The sequence below is a fragment of the Cohnella sp. AR92 genome (assembly GCF_003990975.1).
Taxonomy (GTDB): Bacteria; Bacillota; Bacilli; order Paenibacillales; family Paenibacillaceae; genus Cohnella.
Genome location: NZ_RZJR01000011.1, coordinates 191,873 through 211,178 on the forward strand (window position 1 = coordinate 191,873; position 19,306 = coordinate 211,178).

Annotated in this window: 17 protein-coding genes; 16 read left to right on the forward strand and 1 reads right to left on the reverse strand. The window is 57.1% G+C overall.

Features of this window, described 5'->3' with window-relative positions; genetic code table 11:
- The first annotated feature begins 154 nt into the window (after window positions 1-154).
- Window positions 155-1,576: a methyl-accepting chemotaxis protein gene (locus tag ELR57_RS19465; protein WP_126960750.1), complete on the forward strand. Its 1,422-nt coding sequence runs from the start codon at window positions 155-157 to the stop codon at window positions 1,574-1,576.
- Window positions 1,577-1,671: 95 nt separating this feature from the next.
- Window positions 1,672-2,019, forward strand: a complete 348-nt coding sequence (locus ELR57_RS19470; RefSeq protein WP_126960751.1) for a hypothetical protein — start codon at window positions 1,672-1,674, stop codon at window positions 2,017-2,019.
- 84 nt (window positions 2,020-2,103) lie between these two features.
- Here ELR57_RS19470 and ELR57_RS19475 read toward each other — a convergent pair whose 3' ends face one another.
- Window positions 2,104-3,387, reverse strand: a complete 1,284-nt coding sequence (locus ELR57_RS19475; protein ID WP_126960752.1) for an ammonium transporter — start codon at window positions 3,385-3,387, stop codon at window positions 2,104-2,106.
- 254 nt (window positions 3,388-3,641) lie between these two features.
- On the opposite strand from ELR57_RS19475, the gene liaF reads away from it, so the two are divergent.
- The 14 genes from liaF to trmL all read left to right on the forward strand — a co-directional run bounded on the left by liaF (window position 3,642) and on the right by trmL (window position 19,253).
- A complete protein-coding gene (gene liaF / locus ELR57_RS19480; protein ID WP_126960753.1) occupies window positions 3,642-4,718 on the forward strand; it encodes a cell wall-active antibiotics response protein LiaF in 1,077 nt (358 codons plus the stop codon).
- Between the two features lie 4 nt (window positions 4,719-4,722).
- A complete protein-coding gene (locus tag ELR57_RS19485) occupies window positions 4,723-5,733 on the forward strand; it encodes a HAMP domain-containing sensor histidine kinase (protein ID WP_370452306.1) in 1,011 nt (336 codons plus the stop codon).
- Between the two features lie 26 nt (window positions 5,734-5,759).
- The gene (locus ELR57_RS19490; protein WP_126960754.1) at window positions 5,760-6,425 is read left to right on the forward strand and encodes a response regulator; all 666 of its coding nucleotides are present in this window, start codon (window positions 5,760-5,762) and stop codon (window positions 6,423-6,425) included.
- 57 nt (window positions 6,426-6,482) lie between these two features.
- Window positions 6,483-6,896: a YugN family protein gene (locus tag ELR57_RS19495; protein WP_126960755.1), complete on the forward strand. Its 414-nt coding sequence runs from the start codon at window positions 6,483-6,485 to the stop codon at window positions 6,894-6,896.
- A 227-nt stretch (window positions 6,897-7,123) separates the two neighbouring features.
- Window positions 7,124-8,794, forward strand: coding sequence for a S1C family serine protease (locus ELR57_RS19500; protein WP_126960756.1), 1,671 nt, complete (start codon window positions 7,124-7,126; stop codon window positions 8,792-8,794).
- Window positions 8,795-8,888: 94 nt separating this feature from the next.
- A complete protein-coding gene (locus ELR57_RS19505; RefSeq protein ID WP_126960757.1) occupies window positions 8,889-9,575 on the forward strand; it encodes a response regulator transcription factor in 687 nt (228 codons plus the stop codon).
- 6 nt (window positions 9,576-9,581) lie between these two features.
- A complete protein-coding gene (locus tag ELR57_RS19510) occupies window positions 9,582-11,132 on the forward strand; it encodes a sensor histidine kinase (protein WP_126960758.1) in 1,551 nt (516 codons plus the stop codon).
- A 49-nt stretch (window positions 11,133-11,181) separates the two neighbouring features.
- Window positions 11,182-12,129 carry a 4-hydroxy-3-methylbut-2-enyl diphosphate reductase gene (locus tag ELR57_RS19515; protein ID WP_126960759.1) on the forward strand — a complete coding sequence of 316 codons (948 nt, stop codon included), beginning with the start codon at window positions 11,182-11,184 and terminating at the stop codon, window positions 12,127-12,129.
- Window positions 12,130-12,264: 135 nt separating this feature from the next.
- Window positions 12,265-12,759 (forward strand): DUF2062 domain-containing protein, encoded by a 495-nt coding sequence (locus ELR57_RS19520; protein WP_238162609.1) that lies wholly within the window; start codon window positions 12,265-12,267, stop codon window positions 12,757-12,759.
- Window positions 12,760-13,298: 539 nt separating this feature from the next.
- The gene (aroF, locus tag ELR57_RS19525; RefSeq protein ID WP_126960760.1) at window positions 13,299-14,360 is read left to right on the forward strand and encodes a 3-deoxy-7-phosphoheptulonate synthase; all 1,062 of its coding nucleotides are present in this window, start codon (window positions 13,299-13,301) and stop codon (window positions 14,358-14,360) included.
- 147 nt (window positions 14,361-14,507) lie between these two features.
- Window positions 14,508-15,521, forward strand: a complete 1,014-nt coding sequence (locus ELR57_RS19530; protein ID WP_238162610.1) for an LLM class flavin-dependent oxidoreductase — start codon at window positions 14,508-14,510, stop codon at window positions 15,519-15,521.
- 408 nt (window positions 15,522-15,929) lie between these two features.
- A complete protein-coding gene (gene glnA, locus ELR57_RS19535; RefSeq protein WP_126960762.1) occupies window positions 15,930-17,354 on the forward strand; it encodes a type I glutamate--ammonia ligase in 1,425 nt (474 codons plus the stop codon).
- Between the two features lie 233 nt (window positions 17,355-17,587).
- Complete coding sequence (serC, locus tag ELR57_RS19540; RefSeq protein ID WP_126960763.1) at window positions 17,588-18,676, forward strand: 3-phosphoserine/phosphohydroxythreonine transaminase; 1,089 nt, start codon at window positions 17,588-17,590, stop codon at window positions 18,674-18,676.
- Window positions 18,677-18,785: 109 nt separating this feature from the next.
- The gene (gene trmL, locus ELR57_RS19545; RefSeq protein ID WP_126960764.1) at window positions 18,786-19,253 is read left to right on the forward strand and encodes a tRNA (uridine(34)/cytosine(34)/5-carboxymethylaminomethyluridine(34)-2'-O)-methyltransferase TrmL; all 468 of its coding nucleotides are present in this window, start codon (window positions 18,786-18,788) and stop codon (window positions 19,251-19,253) included.
- The last annotated feature ends 53 nt before the right edge of the window (window positions 19,254-19,306 follow it).

Below are 19,306 nucleotides of genomic sequence, written 5' to 3' on the forward strand. Positions count from 1 at the left end.
TCGGCCATCGATCAACCGGATATCTTTACGGATGGATCGCGCCCCTGCGAGAACGAGAGGAACCCCGCGGTTCCTCTTTTATTTTGCAGATGTTGGGCTTATAATGAGAAAATATGACAAAAAACGGGTAATTCAGACGATCTGGAGGTGCCTTATGGCGCAATGGCAGAAGTGGATTCGAGACCGCGGCAACGTCATTCGGATTCAAGCGTCGGACGCTGCGGTCCCCGCATCCGAATCGGGGGAAGAGAGTTCCCTCAAGCACATGGTTGAGGAAGCTTCGGTCATCTCCGATCGCCTGCAGGCCGCCGTTGCCGAGGTCGATTCCAGCATGGGGCAGCTCGAGCTGATCGCCAGCCGTTCCGCCGAGCAGGAAGAGCGGCTTCGGGACAAGAGCCGCTTGGCTTCCGGGCAGCTGGAGGAAGCGTTCTCGGCTCTGCAGGAGGTATCGGCTTCCTCCGAAGAGATTCGCGTGATCTCGGAAGAGATGAGCGCCCAGAGCCGGGAAGCCCGGGACGTCGTTATCGAGGTGGCGCGCTCGTTAACTCATACGGACGAAGTGATGAACGACTTGTCCGTTCATCACGGGACGATGGAAGAGACGGTACGCAGCCTGATCGACCAAGCTTCCAGAATCAACGAGATCAACTCGCTGATTCAGGAGATCGTCTCCCAGACCTCGCTGCTTGCTCTTAACGCTGCGATAGAAGCGGCTCATGCGGGCGAATACGGCCTAGGCTTCTCGGTAGTCGCCCAGGAGATTCGCAAGCTGGCCGAGCAGAGCGGCAGCGCGGTCAAGCGCTCGACGACGATCGTGAAGGATATCGAGAACGGCATCCGTCAAGTGGTTGCGTCCGTCGATCAGGAGAAGAGCTCCGTCTCCAAAGGTCTGGAGGAGATGAAGCTTACCCGGGACCGGATGGACTCGATCTTCAACCATATCGTGAAGGTGGACGCCCAAGTCGGCAAGACGCTTGCGGCGGCTGTCGAACAGACGGACCGGACAAGCTCGGCGAACGAAATGCTGAAGGAAGTCGTGGAATCCGTCGGGCAGATGGTGCGAGGCGTGGACGATACCCTGCAGCAGAACGAACAGCAGCGCAAGGCGATCGCGAAGCTTGGCCGCGTCTCCGTCTCGGTCAAGCAGTCCGCCGATGAGCTGGCTGCCTCCGTGCAGAAGGCCGGCGGGCGAGTTCTGGCGGCGGAGGGAGAGGTCGATACGGCTCCTTGGACGTCCTTGCTCACCGGACTGCTGGAACGGAATCCATCCTTGGCGGAGCTTCTGGAGGAGGAGCATCGGCTGACGTTAGGTTCCCTGCTAAGGAAGACGGAAGGGCTGGAAGCGATCTGGTCGAATCGGGAGGACGGCAGCTTCGTCTTCTCGCAGCCGGAGGCCGGGCTTCTTAACGCCAAGGGCAGGGATTGGTGGAAACGAGCGATGAACGGGGAGGTCTTCATCTCCGATGTGTACTTATCTGCCATAACGAAGAAGCCTTGCTTGACGGTTTCGGTGCCGATTAAGGACCAAATGGGCCGGATCAACGGGGTAATCGGGATCGATATCGCAATTTCATGAAAATAACCTGACATAGCCATTCTCAATCCTATTTTTATCCTGTACAATATGTGTAGTTGTCACAAATGCTAACAAGGATAGATAGGTGATCGTTCATGAATGAGCCGGTAAGTTCAACAGTCGCGACTCCGTCTTCCAAACGGAAGAACGCGGAGGTCTTCTCCTTCCTGGAATCCCTGATCGAGAAGAAGGAGGCGGAGATCGGCGAGATCGAGCAGATGGTTGACCGGTACGAGCGGCGCGTTCAGAGAGAAGAGCAAGCCTATCGGACGATGTCTCCGCTTCGCCGGATGCTGACGGGACGCAAGCCGGATCACCACCTTGCCGTAGAGTACATTCATTACGTCAAGAAACCGAAGGAGAGAGTGCGTTTGCTTCGCGAAGAGGTCGAGCGTCTCCAAGCGATGATAGAGGGAACGCTGCCGGTCACCCTGTCGGAATAACGGACCGGACATATAAAGAAGCCTGAGATCGAAGACTCGTTAAGAGCGCTTGGATCCCAGGCTTTTTCTTTTGAGTATTCGCCTTTAAGAAGAAGGATTGCGAAGCTCGTCCACATCGATAAAATCCTTGTCCTTGCTGTAAGCCGGAACGCCGTGAAGGGCGACGTCGAGGCCGATCCGCTCCTCGTCCGCCGTCACGCGGACCGGGCGCCACGCGTTGATCAGGCGAAGGGCGAGCCAGGTCAGGCCGAAACCCCAGGCGGCGACGACCATAAGTCCGAGTGCCTGGGCGCCCAGGAGATGCCAGCCGCCTCCGTGGAACAGCCCGGCGCGAGCGGTAGTTCCCGGCAGAGCGAAGAGGCCGACGGCCAGCGTTCCGATGCTCCCGCTGACGCCGTGAACGGCGAACGCGCCTACGGGGTCGTCCACCTTGCGCTTCTCCAGCCATTCGGAAGCCAGAACCATGGCGATCCCGGAGAAGGCTCCGATGCCGATGGCAGCCGCGTCGGAGACGAAGGCGCAGCCGGCCGTAATGCCGACGAGACCGGCCAGCGCTCCGTTGATCACCATCGGAGGGTCGGCTTTCTGGTAACGGAGAATGGTGAATAGGATGCACGCGGCGCATCCGGCCGCCGACGCTAGCATGGTAGTGACGGCGATATGACCGATTCCCGGGTTCGTCGCGCTGAGGGTACTGCCGGAGTTGAAGCCGAACCAGCCGAACCAGAGGATAAAAGCTCCCACGGATGCGAGAGGAAGGTTGGACGGGGGGACGATGTTGATCTTGCCGTCGGAGCCGAAGCGGCCGAGGCGCGGCCCAAGGAAGAGGGTGGCGGCAAGCGCGGCGAAGCCTCCAAGAGCGTGGATGGCCGCGGAGCCGGCGAAATCGATCATGCCCAGCTTGGCCAACCAGCCTTCCCCGGACCAGATCCAATGGCCCGAGATCGGATAAATCAAGCCTGTCATGACGATGGTGTACAGGATATAGGCGCGAAAATGAATCCGTTCGGCGGCCGCGCCGGAAACGATGGAGATAACGGCGATAACGAAGGCGCATTGAAACAGCCAGAAGGTATCGGATGTAATGTTTGTTGGCAAATGATCCAAGCTGCCCTTCATGAGGAAGCCGGACGATCCCATAAAGCTGCCGAGATCGCGGCCGTGCATAAGGCCGAAGCCGATCAGATAGAAGACAAGGGCGCCGAAGGCAATGTCGACGAACACCTTCATGATGATGCTTACGGCGTTCTTCTGTCGGACGAAGCCCGCTTCAAGCAAGGCGAAGCCGCCTTCCATCAGCAGAATCATCGCGGCTGTCAGCACAACCCACACCGTATCCAAACCATTGGAGACCTCTATTAGCTTCATGCGCTCAACTCCGAGAGGAAAATGTAGAAACCTAACATGAGAACTCGTAAACCGGACTCATTATATAGTGGGAAGTTAACGATGTCAACGAAGATTGTTAGTATACGTTACATCTGACATGTATAGCGGTTCCTCGGTCTCGAGACGGAAGCGTGCATCCAACCCGCGCCGCTAGGTCAATGGTGACAAAGCCGCTATAATGTAGATATTAGAAGAGAACTAACGCGACTAAGTTTGCTTACGGAGGAATCATTATGCAATCCTTGCTGCATCGGGTATTCTGGGGAATCGTGCTCGTCGGAATCGGGTGCGTCTTCTTGCTTAACCAGGCAGGAGTCATCTCGATCGATATCGGAGAGCTGTTCTCGACCTATTGGCCGGTCATCCTTATATTGGTAGGGTTCCAGGGAATGCTCCTGCAGAGAAAAGGGGGCTACTGTTGGAATCCGCTGCTTATTTTGCTAGCCTTGTTTTTCCTTGCCCGCAATCTGGAGTGGATCGACTGGGAGCTGCATGACCTGCTTCGCTTTATCGGTCCCGTCGTCCTTATTCTTGTCGGCCTCAATCTGATAGCCCGCGGAGCGCGCCCGAAGAAGAAGCAAGAGGCCGAGCCGCAATGGAACACCGTGAATCCGCCGCCGGCGCCGCCTTCGGAGCCTCCGATCGACAGAGGCCCGCCGCCGGCTCCGGAACCGCCGGAATGGGAGAAAGCGTTCGGGCAACCGGAGAAGCCGAAATTCGAAGAACCGGAAGAGCTGAAGTTCGAAGAGTCCGGAGAGCCCCGATTCAAAGAGCCGAGAGGGTCTAAGCACGAGCAGCCGAGAGGAACGAAGTTCGAAGAGGTTCCGTTCGACGCGCCGGGTTCCCGATACGACTCGAATTTGAAGCACAGGTATTGGAAGGAACATCACCATGGCCACCATTGGCATGGCCATTGGGACGGTTCGAACCGCCGCGGGAGCCATTCCCGGTTTATCGGCGACTTCGACATCGGAAGCGATTACTTCGAGCTGCGTCCGATGAGCATCTCTCACTTTATCGGAGACACGAAGCTAGACCTGACTCGGGCCCAGATTCCGGTCGGAGAAACGAGAATCTACGTTTCGTCGTTTATCGGAGACGTGAAGGTGTTCGTTCCGAACGACTTCTCCGTCGGGGTCCGTGTCGTATCGAGCAGCTTGATCGGAGACGTGACGGTGATGGAGCAGAAGCGAGGCGGATTTTTTAACCAAATCAACCTGCAGTCCCCTCAATTCGAAGACACGGCGAAACGGATCGTCATCATTGTCAGCACCTTTATCGGCGACGTTCGAATCAAGAAGGTAGGGTAACCAGATGATGCGTCTCATGCGCAACAGCAAGTGGGAGTGGGCGGTATACGCCGGCGTGTCTACGGCATTCATGATCGGGTTGGTTTATGCGGCATGGACGACGATCCGCGGCAGCGTCCCGAACATCGATTGGTGGGGAGGCTGGGCGGCCGCTCTCTGGGTTGCCGATGTCGCCGTTGCTTATATGTTGGGAAGGAGAATCCATCGCAGGCTGGATCAGCTGCAGCTCGCCATGAAGGAAGCCGCGTCCAGCAATTGGAGCGTGCGGCTGCCGGATTTATCGAGGGATGCGTTCGGCGAGACCTTCCAGGAATTCAATTACATGCTCGATAAGCTGGAGACGAGGATGAAGCTTCTTCAGCAGTTGGGAGAGAAGAAGGTATTGGAGGAAGCTCCTCCGCTCGAGGCGGCCGTTCAAGAGGAACGCAAGAGACTGGCGAGAGACCTGCACGACACGGTCAGCCAGCAGCTCTTCGCTCTCCATATGGCGGCGTCCGCCCTGCCGAAGCTGGTCGAGCGGAACCCGGAGCACGGCGGCAAGGTCATGGAGCAGCTCATCGAGATGTCCTCCTCCGCGCAGAAGCAGATGCGGGGGCTAATCGCGCAGCTTCGGCCGATGGAGCTCCAAGGCCGCTCCCTGACGGAAGCTCTCGATCGCTGGTTCCCGGATTTCTGCCGGCAGAACGGCCTCCAGGGAACGCTCGACATTCAGGTGAATCGACCGATCTCGGAAGCCAAGGAGCATCAGCTCTTCCTTATCATGCAGGAGGCGATGGCGAACGTCGTCAAGCATGCCAAGGCGAGCGAGGTTCGGCTTATCCTTGGCGAGACGGAGAGCCAGATCGTCCTTCAGATCGAAGATGACGGATCGGGCTTCACTTCGGAGCAGGTGAGGGCAGGATCATATGGGCTGACCAGCATGCGCGAGAGAGCGGAGAAGCTTGGCGGAGAGGCGGAGATCGTAACGAAGCCGGGCACGGGCACAAGGGTGCGGGTTCGTTTTCCGAATTTCTAATCGGATTCATGGAGGAGATAGAAGCAATGAACGCGGAATCGACAACGTGCAAGGTGCTTATCGTAGACGATCACGAGATGGTGAGGACCGGGCTGCGCACTTATCTGATGCTAGATTCGAGATTCGAGATCATCGGGGAAGCGGGCAGCGGAGCGGAAGCGGTATCGAAGCTGGCGAACGGAGGCTTTGGCGGCCAGATGCCGCAGCTGATCCTGATGGATCTGATGATGCCCGAGATGAACGGCGTTGAAGCGACCAAGGCGCTGCTGGCCAAACACCCCGAGCTGAGAATCATCATCCTGACGAGCTTCCTCGAGGATGACAAGGTTCTTGAAGCGATGGAAGCCGGGGCCGTCAGCTACGTGCTTAAGACCGTATCGGCGGATGAATTGATCTATGCGATGCAAGGCGCCTTGCGCAGCATGCCGGTCATGAGCTCGGAGGTGTCCCAGGCGCTGACGAGAGGCTTGCGCCAGCGCTCCTTGAACCATGAGGAAGAAGGGCTGACGGACCGGGAGCGGGAGGTGCTGCTCTTGATCGCGGAAGGAAAGTCCAACAAGGAGATCGGCGACGAGCTTCATATCAGCATCAAGACCGTCAAGACGCACGTCAGCAATCTATTAATGAAGTGCGACGCGGAGGACCGGACGCAGCTGGCGATTTATGCCCACCGGAAGGGCTGGGCCCGCTAAGAGATGGATAAAAGCGGAGGAATCCGGCAACGATAAGGAATAAAAGGGGGATTCCCCATGATTCCATTGACTTCGCGTTTAACCTCCCATGTGCAGGATTTCGTTCAGGCGCAGAGCGCTCTAGCGGAGAAGGGCTTCTCTCTCGGCGGTTCTTGGGATTACGATCGCGGCTCCTTCGATTGCGCGCTCGATGAAGCGAACAAAGTGTGGCTTCGGCTTCCTTTTCGCGTGACGAGCGGCAGCGTGGACAGCGAGACCGAAGACAACCACGCGAGAATACGCTTCGAAGAACCCTATGTATTGAAGCACTTGTACAACGAAGGACTTGACTCGGAAGCGCAGCCCAGAACTTTAGGGGCGATGTTCGACCAGTTCCAGGATCCGGTCGATCCGGACGCGAGCATCGAGCCGAGATGGGTGGAAGCGGCCCAGGCACGGCTGCGAGAGGTCGAGCGGATTTATCCGGCGTAAAGCATGCGAAGTTTGAGTTCGCCCTCCGGGCCCTCCGGAGGGTTCTGTTATTTAAGCTTGTACGAGCGTCCGCTTGAGAGCGATTGTTCATCTTCCGTTCATCTTTTAGATATTGTTCACTTTGGATTAATCTTGTTTTAAGGTTGAGAGGCGATTATAGGATCAAGAAGAAGTTGACGCACGCTAGGCGATTCCGAAGCCGCGTGGATAACGAGGAGGACTGGACGATGGATAACAACGACAAGAAACCGGAAGATCTATACGGATTCAGATATGCCGGCGACGGCCACGACAATAAGGAAGCGGATGCGGAGAAGGCGGATTTCGCGGTGAACGTATCCGGTCAAGACGAAGGAGAGACGATCTATACCCCGTATTCCTCCCAGACGGATAACCAACCGAGAACGGCGGAATCGAGCTCGAACGGCTCCGGCTATTCGAACTCGTCGAATAGCTCGTACACGTACGGCCCGTTCTCGGGCGGAAACGGCTCTTCCGGAGGTTCCGATTCGGGCAACGGAAGCGCGCGGCCGGAGCTGGTCCCCGCGAACAGGGAACCGAGACCGTTCACCGTCTCCGGCGGCGGACGTAACTGGGAAGCGCCGCCTCGGCGCAAGGGCACCTCGCTTCGCGCGGTATTCGCCTCCTTCATGGTAGGCGTCGTCGCGGTAGGCGGCCTGATGTTCGCGGCGGACCGGGGCAACTGGTTCTCGGGTGTGAACTCGGTCACGAGCTCCGCTGCTTCGGCGACTCAATCGCCGGCGACCAAAGCGAATACGGTAAGCAACTCGACGGACCTGGTAAGGCCGAACAACATCTCCAAGATCTTCGAGCAAGCCAGCCCGGCGGTCGTCAAGATCGAGACGTACACTTCGGTCCAATCGCGGTCTTCCGGCGGCAGCAGCCTGTTCGACGACCCGTTCTTCCGCCAATTCTTCGGCGATGATCAGGGAGGACAAGGCGGACAGGGCGGCAACAATAACAACGGCGGCTCCAACGGAAGCGACGGTTCGCTCCAAGAGTCGGGCATGGGCTCCGGATTCATCTTCGATTCGACGGGTTACATCCTGACGAACGAGCACGTCATCGACGGAGCGAGCAAGGTAACCGTAACGGTCAACGGCTACGATCAGCCGTTCACGGCCAAGGTGCTCGGCTCCAGCTACGATCTTGACCTTGCCGTGCTGAAGATCGAAGGCAGCGGCTTCCCGACCCTGAAGCTAGGCGATTCCAACGCCTCGAACATGGGCGACTGGGTCGTGGCGATCGGCAACCCATACGGCTTCGACCATACCGTTACCGTCGGCGTCCTGAGCTCGAACGAGCGCGAGATCAGCATTCAGGATACGAACGGCACGCGCAACTACGAGCATCTGCTGCAGACGGACGCTTCGATCAACCCGGGCAACTCCGGCGGCCCGCTGCTCAACCTGAACGGCGAAGTTATCGGCATCAACACGGCCGTCAGCTCCGAAGCGCAGGGCATCGGCTTCGCGATTCCGACAAGCACGATCAGCGAGGTGCTCGATAACCTGAAGACGAACACGAAGATTCCTTCGAAGCCGGCTCCGTTCATCGGCGCGACGCTGCAGGATCTGTCCGCATCGATGGCCAGACAGCTCGGCCTCAGCGACACCAACGGCGCAGCCGTCTATAACGTCCTGTACAATTCTCCGGCTTACAAGGGAGACCTTCGCCAATACGACGTCATTACCGGCATCGACGGCAAGAGCTACAAGAACACCGAAGAGCTGATCGCCGCCATTCAGAAGAAGAACGTGGGCGACAAGATCACGCTGAACGTCATTCGAGCCGGCAAGAAGATCGACATCTCCGTCGAGATCGGCGACAAGAACGAGTTCGAACAGCAGCAGGAAGCTACCCAATCCCAGAAATAATGAACGGCTAAACAGTCAGAAGGGCAGTCTTTCAAGGCTGCCCTTCTTTCTATACAATAAAAGATATCATTCTTCCAAATAGAAGGAGAGAATCATGAGATCCCATATCGTAGTCATAGATGACGATGAGAAAATCACTTCCATGCTGAGAAGAAGCCTGGCCTTCGAAGGGTACGAGGTGACGACGGCCCCGAACGGGGCGGAAGGCTTGCGCATTCTGCAGGGGAGGCACGCCGATCTGGTGGTGCTTGACGTGATGATGCCGCAGCTGGACGGTTGGGAAGTGTGCCGGCGCCTGCGGGCAGCGGGCATTCAATCGCCCGTACTGATGCTGACGGCGAAGGACGATGTGCAGGACCGCGTGAAAGGGCTCGATATCGGCGCAGACGATTATCTGGTCAAGCCGTTCGCCCTGGAGGAGCTGATGGCGCGGATTCGCGCGCTGCTTCGGCGCCGTCCCGAGCAAGCGGAGGACAATAACCAGCTTCGCTTCGAGGACCTGATCATGGACGTGGACGGAAGAGAGACGATCCGCGGCGACAAGCGCGTCGAACTGACCGCCAAGGAGTTCGACCTGCTCCACCTGTTCATGCAGAACCCGAAGCGCGTGCTCTCCCGCGACCAGATCATGGAGCGGATCTGGGGGTACGATTACAGCGGGGAATCCAACGTATTGGAGGTATACGTAGCGATGCTGCGCCAGAAGCTGGAGGAGCATGGCGGCAAGCGCCTGATCCAGACGGTACGCGGCGCGGGCTACGTTCTGAAAGGGGACAGCTAATCCATCATGTCGATCCGCCTCCGGCTCACCTTATGGTATTCGGGACTGCTGGCCGTTACTCTGGTGGCGTTCAGTTTGTTTGTCTATTACATTGTCGCCCATAATGCGTTCTCCGAACTTAAATCCAAACTGTCTCAGGAGGCCAGAGGAATCAAGGCGGACTCCATCGGTTCGCAGCTCATCATTCAGACTTCCAATCGGTTCGACCGGTACTCGATCTATGCTCAACTGATCAGCTACCGCAATAATGCGGACGGGATCGTCAGCGACGGAACCACCAACCTGCTCGGATGGGAGTTCTCCCACCCTCCGTTGGATGCCGTAAACTTTGATTACCGTTATATTCAGAGGTCCATCGGAGACGAGCCCATCTACGTGCTTGAGATACCGGTTGCGCAGATCAGCACGGGGAAGATTGTCGGCTTGATGCAGATCGCAACGCTGATGAATAAGGAAGTCGACATGCTAGCCAAGCTTCGCCAGATTCTCGTCATGACTTCGTTCGCCGGATTGGTCGTCGCGTTCCTTCTCGGAATGTTCCTGTCCCGCAAGGCGCTTCGGCCGATCGAGCAGGTGACGGAGGCGGCGGAACGGATTCAGAGCGGTTCGGACCTCAGCACCCGGATTCCGGGAGACAGCGAGGATGAGATCGGAAGGCTGCGGCAGACGCTGAACCACATGCTGGAGCGGATCGAGGGAGCCTATCGAGGACTCGAGGAGACGAACATTGCCCAGAGGCGATTCGTGTCCGACGCTTCCCACGAATTGCGGACCCCTCTAACGACGATCCGCGGGAACGTGGATTTCTTGGAGAAAATATGGCAAAGTCCCGTTATTGCGAGTACGAACGAACCAAGCGAACCAAGCGGACCAAGAGAGGAAGAGAACATCCGCATGGCCAGCTCGCCGCGGCTGACGGCGGAGGAGAAGGAGCAGCTGTCCAAGGAAGCCATTAAGGACATTGCGGACGAATCCCGCCGGATGAGCCGATTGGTGAACGACATGCTGTCTCTGGCTCGGGCGGATGCCGGGTACGTCATGGAGAAAGAGCGGATCGAGCTGAAGCCGCTCGCGGAAGAAGCCGCCCGAAGAGCGGTGTTCCTCCCTCGCCAAGCGGAATGGAAGGTGGGCTCGCTGGATGCGCTTAATGGCGTATGGGTGCAGGGCAACCGGGATTATCTCGTCCAGCTCCTATTTATTTTCATAGAGAACGGATTCAAGTACACGCCGGCTGGCGAAGTCCGCCTGGAGGCGCTTCGCAAGGACGACAAGGTGGCGCTCGTGATCGCGGATACCGGGATCGGAATCAGCCGGGAAGAGGTCCCGCATATCTTCGACCGCTTCTACCGGGTCGACGTCTCGCGCGGGCAAACGCCGGGAACCGGCCTCGGCCTGTCCATCGCGAAGTGGATTGCCGACATGCACCACGCGACATTGGAAGTGCGCACGAAGGTGGGAGAAGGCACCAAGTTTATCGTCTGGCTTCCTGTCGACTTTTCCGAACCGGTTGAATACGATATAATAGAGCCATCAGCACGCCCGACGGAGTCGGAATGATGGCTCCAGCTTCTCACTTCATGGGCGGGAAAGCAGGCATTAAACGAAAATGGAAGTCGTAAAAATATCTCCTAGAGGTTATTGTTACGGCGTGGTGGATGCCATGGTCTTGGCGCTTCAGACGGCGCGCAACCAGGACCTGCCGCGCCCCATCTATATACTCGGCATGATCGTTCATAACAGCCACGTGACGGATTCGTTCAAGAATGAGGGCATTATTACGCTGGATGGGCCGAACCGCCTCGAGATTCTGGACCAAGTCGAATCCGGCACGGTTATTTTCACGGCTCACGGAGTTTCGCCGGAAGTGCGGCGCCGCGCCAAGGACAAAGGGCTGACGGTCATCGATGCAACCTGTCCGGACGTAACGAAGACGCATGACCTGATCCGGGAGAAGGTGGCGGAGGGGTACGACGTCATCTACATCGGGAAGAAGGGTCATCCGGAGCCGGAAGGCGCGATCGGCATCGCTCCCGAGCGTGTCCATCTGATCGAGCGCGAGGAAGAGATTGCTTCCCTGAAGCTGGATTCGGATAAGATCATTATCACGAACCAGACGACGATGTCTCAATGGGATATCAAGAATCTGATGGCTCGGCTGCTCGAGGCGTACCCGAACGCGGAGATCCACAATGAGATTTGCCTGGCTACCCAGGTGAGGCAAGAGGCTGTCGCCGGTCACGCCGGCGAGGCGCAGCTGTGCATCGTCGTCGGCGATCCGCGAAGCAACAATTCGAACCGTCTGGCGCAGGTGTCGTCCGAGATCGCGGGAGTTCCCGCCTACCGGGTATCGGACGTCTCGGAGATCAAGCAAGAGTGGCTTGAAGGAATCGAACGGGTGGCCGTAACGTCCGGCGCGTCGACTCCGACTCCGCTTACGAAGGAAGTCATTCAGTATCTGGAGCAATATGATCCCGCCAATCCCGATACTTGGGAGATTCGCAGGACGGTTAATATGAACAAGTTGCTGCCGACCGTAAGGGAGAAGTCCGTATAAGAGTGGTGGTCATTCAAGCCGGAATCTGTCGGTGTCCAGCGACGCTGCAGAGATTCCGGCCTTGCTTGTCTTATGCTCCGGTCGTGGAATCCGCCGCGGGGCAATCGAAATCGAACGGATAGAAAGGGACCTCCCATGAACCCCAAGAATCGTTTTCGCAAGTTGTGGCGTTATATGAAATTCCAATACTACAAGCTGCTCCGGGCGCCGGGAGGCGCGGCGGTCATCGCGATGGGATTCGCCGTCGGCCTGTTCGTGGAGATGTTCAATCTTCCGACGTACGGCACTTCCTTCCTGCTGATCTTCCCGCTGAATTTCGTGCTCCGGGGCAGCCTGGCGGCCGCGCTTGTCGGCTTCGTCTTCGGCAAGATCATCTACGTGCCGATGTCGTTCTTGAACGCCTACGTAGCCGGAGCGGTGCTGCCGAGCAACTTCTCGGTGCAGCTCTCTTTCCTGCCGGGCTGGATCAATCGCGCGCTGCTGCTGAACCTGAAGCTGATCGTCGGCGGCGTGATCGACGGCGCCCTCCTGGCGCTGCTGCTGTACTTCCCGATCCGTTACAGCGTCAATGCCTTCAAGAGAAAGCGCAAGGAGAACCGCAAGCTGCGCCGGATGTCGGTGGGCGGATAAGGTTTGCATGCGGGAGAGAGGCTTTCCCAGGGGGCGTCCCATCAGCAATGTTTGGATCGGGACTGGGGAACAGGGCGCGATTAGTTCTAACGGAAGTTAGAGACCTTTAGCGGCTTCCAAAGACGGACTTCAAATTGTAACGGAAATTAGAGACGCTTATTCGGGGGTTTATCGCCCGATTAGGCGGTTGACGATAAAATAAGGGCCTCTGGTTCCGTTAGATTTTCTAAAAGCCGATTTTCGGGAAAATAAGGGCTGTTATTTCCCTTAGAGCTTCGAATGGGGGTTGCGCAGCACCTTCCGATAAATCGGCGGGCGGATATCAATTGGAGCGCAACAGCTTCAGCAGGAAGGATCAAGAGGCGATCCTCGTGCGTATGAAATTGTCATTCCTCCGAGCTGCCCGACATAAGATAGAGCAGGCATTGACAGCCTGCATTTTTTTCGCTATATTTACTTTAGCACTTAAAAGCGTATAAGCGTCGAAGCGTATAAGCATTAAAATATAGAATCGCCAAATACAGGAGGATGAACTTATTATGATCGTCGTAACCTCTCCCAGCATCTCCGATGAGCGCATCGCCGAGATCGTTCGCCAGATTGAAGCCGGCGGCGTGCAAGCTCACGTCTCTCGCGGCACGGATCGCACCGTTATCGGAATCATCGGCAAGGCGGACCCTCATCTGGCGGAGCATATCCGTTCGATGAAGGGCGTCGAGAACGTCATCAAGATCTCCAAGTCTTACAAGCTCGCGAGCCGGGACTTCCACCCGGACGACACGATTATCGAGGTGAAGGGCGTCAAGATCGGCGGCGACAACCTCGTCGTCATGGGCGGCCCTTGCGCGGTCGAGACGCCGGAACAGATCGATGAGATCGCTCGCCTGGTGAAGGCGGCGGGCGGCCATGTTCTGCGCGGAGGCGCCTTCAAGCCTCGCACGGGACCGTACAGCTTCCAGGGCATCGGCATCGAAGGCTTGAAGTGGATGAAGGAAGCCGGCGACAAGTACGGCCTCATCACCATCACCGAGGTCATGGCGCCGGAGTTCGTCGATATCTGCGCGGAGTATGCGGACATCATGCAGGTCGGCACGCGCAACATGCAGAACTTCGATCTGCTACGCAAGCTAGGCACGATCAAGAACCCGGTGCTGCTGAAGCGCGGTTTCAGCGCAACCTACGACGAATGGCTGAACGCGGCCGAGTACATCCTGGCCGGCGGCAATCCGAACGTCATGCTGTGCGAACGCGGAATCCGCACGTTCGAGACGTACACCCGCAATACGTTCGACCTGACGGCCATTCCGGTCATTCAGCAGCTGTCCCACTTGCCGGTTATCGCGGACCCTAGCCATGCGACCGGCCGCCGCGAGCTGGTCGAGACGATGACGAAGGCATCCGTCGCCGCGGGCGCGAACGGCCTGATCATCGAGATGCATACGGACCCGGACAACTCGGCGACGGGCGACGGCGTGCAATCGCTGTTCCCGGATCAATTCGCGAACCTGCTGAAGGAGCTTGAACAGCTGGCTCCGCTTCTCGGCAAGCGGTTCGATACGGCGAAGGAGCCGGCAGGGGCATTCGCCAGCTGGAAGATCTAATCACTTATCCAATCGAAATAGGGCTGCTCGAGAACCTTCTTTGTTAAGGGGTTCTTGGGCAGCTTTGTTGCTTGCGGGCGCCGCTCATGGATTGCCGAATGCCCGAGTATGCTAAAGAATGGGCATACCATGGAGGGGGCGGTCTTCTTGCTGAAGCTGGGAATACTGGATCAATCGCCGATCGGACCGGGGGAATCGGCGTCTATCGCTCTGCGGCACACGATCGAGCTGGCTCGGTTCGCGGATCGGCTCGGGTACAGCCGGTTCTGGGTATCCGAGCATCATGATTCCCGAAGCCTGGCCGGTTCGTCGCCGGAGGTGCTGCTCTCGGCGATCGGCGCTCACACGTCTCGGATTCGGATCGGCTCCGGAGGGGTTCTGCTGCCTCACTACAGCCCCTATAAAGTGGCGGAGAACTTCCGCGTCCTAGAAGGGCTGTATCCGGGGAGAGTCGATCTGGGAATCGGAAGGGCGCCGGGAGGAATGCCGCTTGCTTCTCTTGCCTTGCGCGGGGATCCCGCCCCGCTGCGGGACGATCAGTTGCAGGAGAAGCTGGAGGAGCTGGGAGCATATCTCGGAACCGGAGGGCAGATGCGCAAGGATCATCCGCTTGCCGGCCTGACGGCATCGCCGATGGTGGAGACGGCGCCCGAGCTCTGGCTGCTCGGGTCAAGCGGCTTCAGCGCGGCGATGGCGGCAAGAATGGGGGCGAGGTTCTCCTTCGCGCATTTTATCAACGGCTCCGGCGGGCAGAGCGCGGCTGCGGACTATCGGCGAAGCTTTCGTTCAGGGCCGCTGGGAAGCACGCCGCAGGTGAACGTGTGCGTGTTCGTGATCTGCGCGGATACCGATGAGGTCGCGGAGCGGGAAGCGAGAGCGATGGATCTGCGATTGCTGTCCCAAGAAGCGGGGGAGCGCCGCCGATCCTTCCCGACCCCGGAAGAGGCGGCAGCCTATCCGTACACGGCTTGGGAACGCGCAAGGGTTGCCGAGAACCGGCAGCGGATGATCGTCGGAGGGCCGGCCAAGGTGCATGCCGCCTTGTCGTCGCTGGCGGACAGCTACCGAACGGACGAGGTCCTGGCCGTATGCATGATGTCCGACTTCCGGCTCAAGCTTCGTTCCTACGAGCTTCTGGCCCAACTCTTCCATCGCCGCTGAGCGGGAATGGGCGCGATTCCGGGGAGGAGGACTCGTCTATCGAATCGAGAAACACGAAAGACGAATAATTCGCCTTTTTGATTTCTTTTGTTAAGTATGACAAGGAAGAACGGTCGAATGGCGAGATTGTCATGTAAGCCTTTTCTTTTTGACGTCCAAACCTGACATGAGCGAACCAAAACCCGCGCCGCTATTGAGTTTCTCAAATCACTAATACGCCGTAACCACGGGGATAATCCGCATTTGTCAAAGTGTAAGAATAGCTCACACTTCCACAAAAAATACCTTACATAACTATTGACGCTCCCTATATCGAGAATTATAATAGCTTCAGTGAGTTGGGGTAAAACTTGAACGTTCTTCTTGATTTACACTCATAATGTTCGGGAATGGGGAGGAAATTCTAAAATGTCCGTACAAAAAGTTTTGGAACTGATCAAGGAAAAAAACATCGAGTTCGTAGATTTCCGTTTCGTTGATTTGGCTGGTCGCGCTCACCACATCACGCTTCCGTCTACCGAGGTGGATGCTGATACTTTCGTTAACGGCGTAGCATTCGACGGCTCCTCGATCACGGGCTTCCGCGGCATTGAAGAATCCGACATGGTCATGATGCCGGATCCGGAATCCGTATACGTAGATCCATTTACTGCGCATGCGACTTTGATCGTCATGAGCAATATCCACACCCCGGACGGCGAACGCTATGAACGCGACCCGCGCTCGATCGCGCACAAAGCAGAAGAATATCTGCAAGCTGCCGGCGTAGGTACGGATGCATTCTTCGCCCCAGAATCCGAATTCTTCATTTTCGACGACGTTCGTTATGAATCGACCATGAACTCTTCTTCCTTCTTCGTTGACTCCGAAGAAGCGGCTTGGAACTCCAACCGCAAGGAAGAGGGCGGCAACCTTGGCTTCAAGGTTGGCGTTAAGGGCGGCTACGTTCCGGTAGCGCCGGTTGACTCCCAACAAGATATCCGCAGCGAGATGGTCCGCCTGATGCAAGAATCCGGCCTTCGCGTTGAACGTCATCACCACGAAGTCGCAACGGCAGGTCAAGCCGAGATCAACTTCCGCTTCGACACGCTGACGAAGACGGCCGACAACCTGCTCAAGTACAAATACATCGTTCACAACGTAGCTCGCCAATACGGCAAGACGGCTACTTTCATGCCTAAGCCGCTCTTCGGCGACAACGGCAGCGGCATGCACGTTCATATGTCCATCTTCAATGAAGGAACTCCTCTCTTCTGGGAGAAGGGCGCATACGCGAACCTTAGCGAAGTGGCTCTGAACTACATCGGCGGTATCCTTTACCATGCTCCTGCTCTGATCGCTATCACGAACCCGTCCACGAACTCGTTCAAGCGTCTGGTTCCTGGTTACGAAGCGCCGGTTAACCTGGTTTATTCCAAGGGCAACCGTTCCGCAGCCGTTCGTATCCCGGTTGCTGCGGTTACTCCGAAGGGCTGCCGCATCGAGTTCCGTACTCCGGACTCCACGGCTAACCCGTACCTGGCCTTCGCAGCTATGCTGATGGCCGGTCTGGACGGCATCAAGCGCAAGATCAACCCTAGCGCTCTTGGCTATGGTCCTTTCGATAAGAACATCTACGAGCTCTCCGACGAAGAGAAGAAGGAAATCCGCAGCGTTCCAGGAACGCTTGACGAAGCGCTCGACGCTCTGGAAGCGGACTTCGAATTCTTGACGCAAGGCGATGTCTTCACGAAGGAATTCATCGAGAACTATGTAGCCGTTAAGCGCTCTGAAGCGAAAGCCGTCTCCATCCGCGTTCATCCGCACGAATACAGCCTCTACTACGATTGCTAAGATCGAGCGGCTGTTAGACAACAGGGCTGTCCCGAGAGTCGTCATGACTCCAGGGCGGCCCTGTTTTTTTGCTTTCTCCTATCCACCAAAGACGAAAATTATTCATGCATAATATCGATTTTGTTCGGATATTCAATCAATTGCCACCTTTTTAGGCCGAATATTTGTTGCTTGCTTAGCCATAGCTTTGATATGATAAGCCTATCATGATTCTCAGACAAGGTGGGTATAAGATGACGAACCGAGCTTATAACTTCAATGCCGGTCCTGCGGCGCTGCCTCTGGAAGTTCTGCAGCAAGCGCAGGAGCAATTCGTTAATTACGAACAATCGGGAATGTCCCTGATGGAGATGTCTCACCGCGGCGCGATTTATGAAGGCGTGCACCAAGAGGCGCAAGCCCTCCTCCAAGAACTCCTGAACATTCCGCAAGGCTACAAGGTCTTGTTCGTTCAGGGCGGAGCAAGCACCCAATTCGCGATGGTTCCGATGAACCTGCTCCAACCGGGCAAGACGGCAAGCTTCGTCGCAACGGGCAGCTGGGCGACCAAAGCCATTCAGGAAGCGAAGCTGTTCGGGGATACCGCGATTGCCGCATCCTCCGAAGCGGACAAGTATAACCGGATTCCTTCCCTTAACGAGATTGCCATTCCGGCTAACTCGGCCTACCTGCATGTCACTTCCAACGAGACGATCGAAGGAACCCAATGGGCGCAATACCCGGATACCGGCTCCATCCCTCTCGTTGCGGACATGTCGAGCGATATTCTGTGCCGCCCTCTCGAGATCTCCCAGTTCGGACTCATTTATGCCGGCGCCCAGAAGAACCTCGGTCCTTCCGGCGTGACGATCGTCATTATTCGCGAAGACCTGATCGGCACCCCGTCGATGACGGTTCCGACGATGCTTCGCTACAGCACTCATGCCAAGAACGATTCCCTCTACAACACGCCTCCGACCTTCGCCATCTACATGACGAACCTGGTTCTCAAGTGGGTCAAGGAGCAAGGCGGAGTAGCGGCGGTCGAGAAGACGAACCGCGAGAAGGCCGATCTGCTGTACCGCGCGATCGACGAGAGCGGAGACTTCTACCGCGGGTTCGCTCAGAAGGACAGCCGTTCGATCATGAACGTCACGTTCCGCCTCGGCAGCGAGGAGCTCGAGAAGAAGTTCGCCAAAGAATCGGAAGCTGAAGGCTTCGTCGGCCTGAAGGGCCATCGCAGCGTCGGCGGGCTTCGCGCATCGATCTACAACGCGGTGCCGCTCGCGAGCGTTAAGGCTCTGGTCGAATTTATGGAGGACTTCAAGCGTCGCAACGGGTAATCGGCACCAGGCGAGATCTACCGACGAGAAAAAGCGGCATTCGCCGCTTTTTTTTGCTCTGGTCCGTTAATCCTAGTTCTAATCACCATGCCAGGTCAGGAGGATACATATGGCGTTTCATATCGTACTCGTGGAACCGGAGATTCCGGCGAACACGGGCAATATCGCTCGAACTTGCGCGGCAACCGGCACTCATCTTCATCTGGTTCGTCCATTGGGCTTCTCCACGGACGACAAGCAGCTGAAGAGAGCCGGGCTCGATTATTGGCCATCGGTTCAGATCGCTTATCACGATTCGTTCGCCGAGCTGCAAGCGCAATATCCGGAGGCCCGCTTCTTCTTCGCCAGCACGAGAGTGAGCAGGCGTTACAGCGACTTCGACTATCGCGACGGGGATTTCTTCGTCTTCGGCAAGGAGACGAAGGGGCTTCCCCAGGAGCTGCTGGACGCGAATCCGGACACCGGTATCCGCATGCCGATGACGGACAAGGTCCGTTCGCTGAATCTGGCGAACTCGGCGGCCATCGTGATCTACGAGGCGCTCCGTCAAACCGGATTCCCCGGGCTTGAAGACTGATTCCATTTTGCAACCATGGCAGCAGAATGTGAATTCGACTAATTTCCGCATTT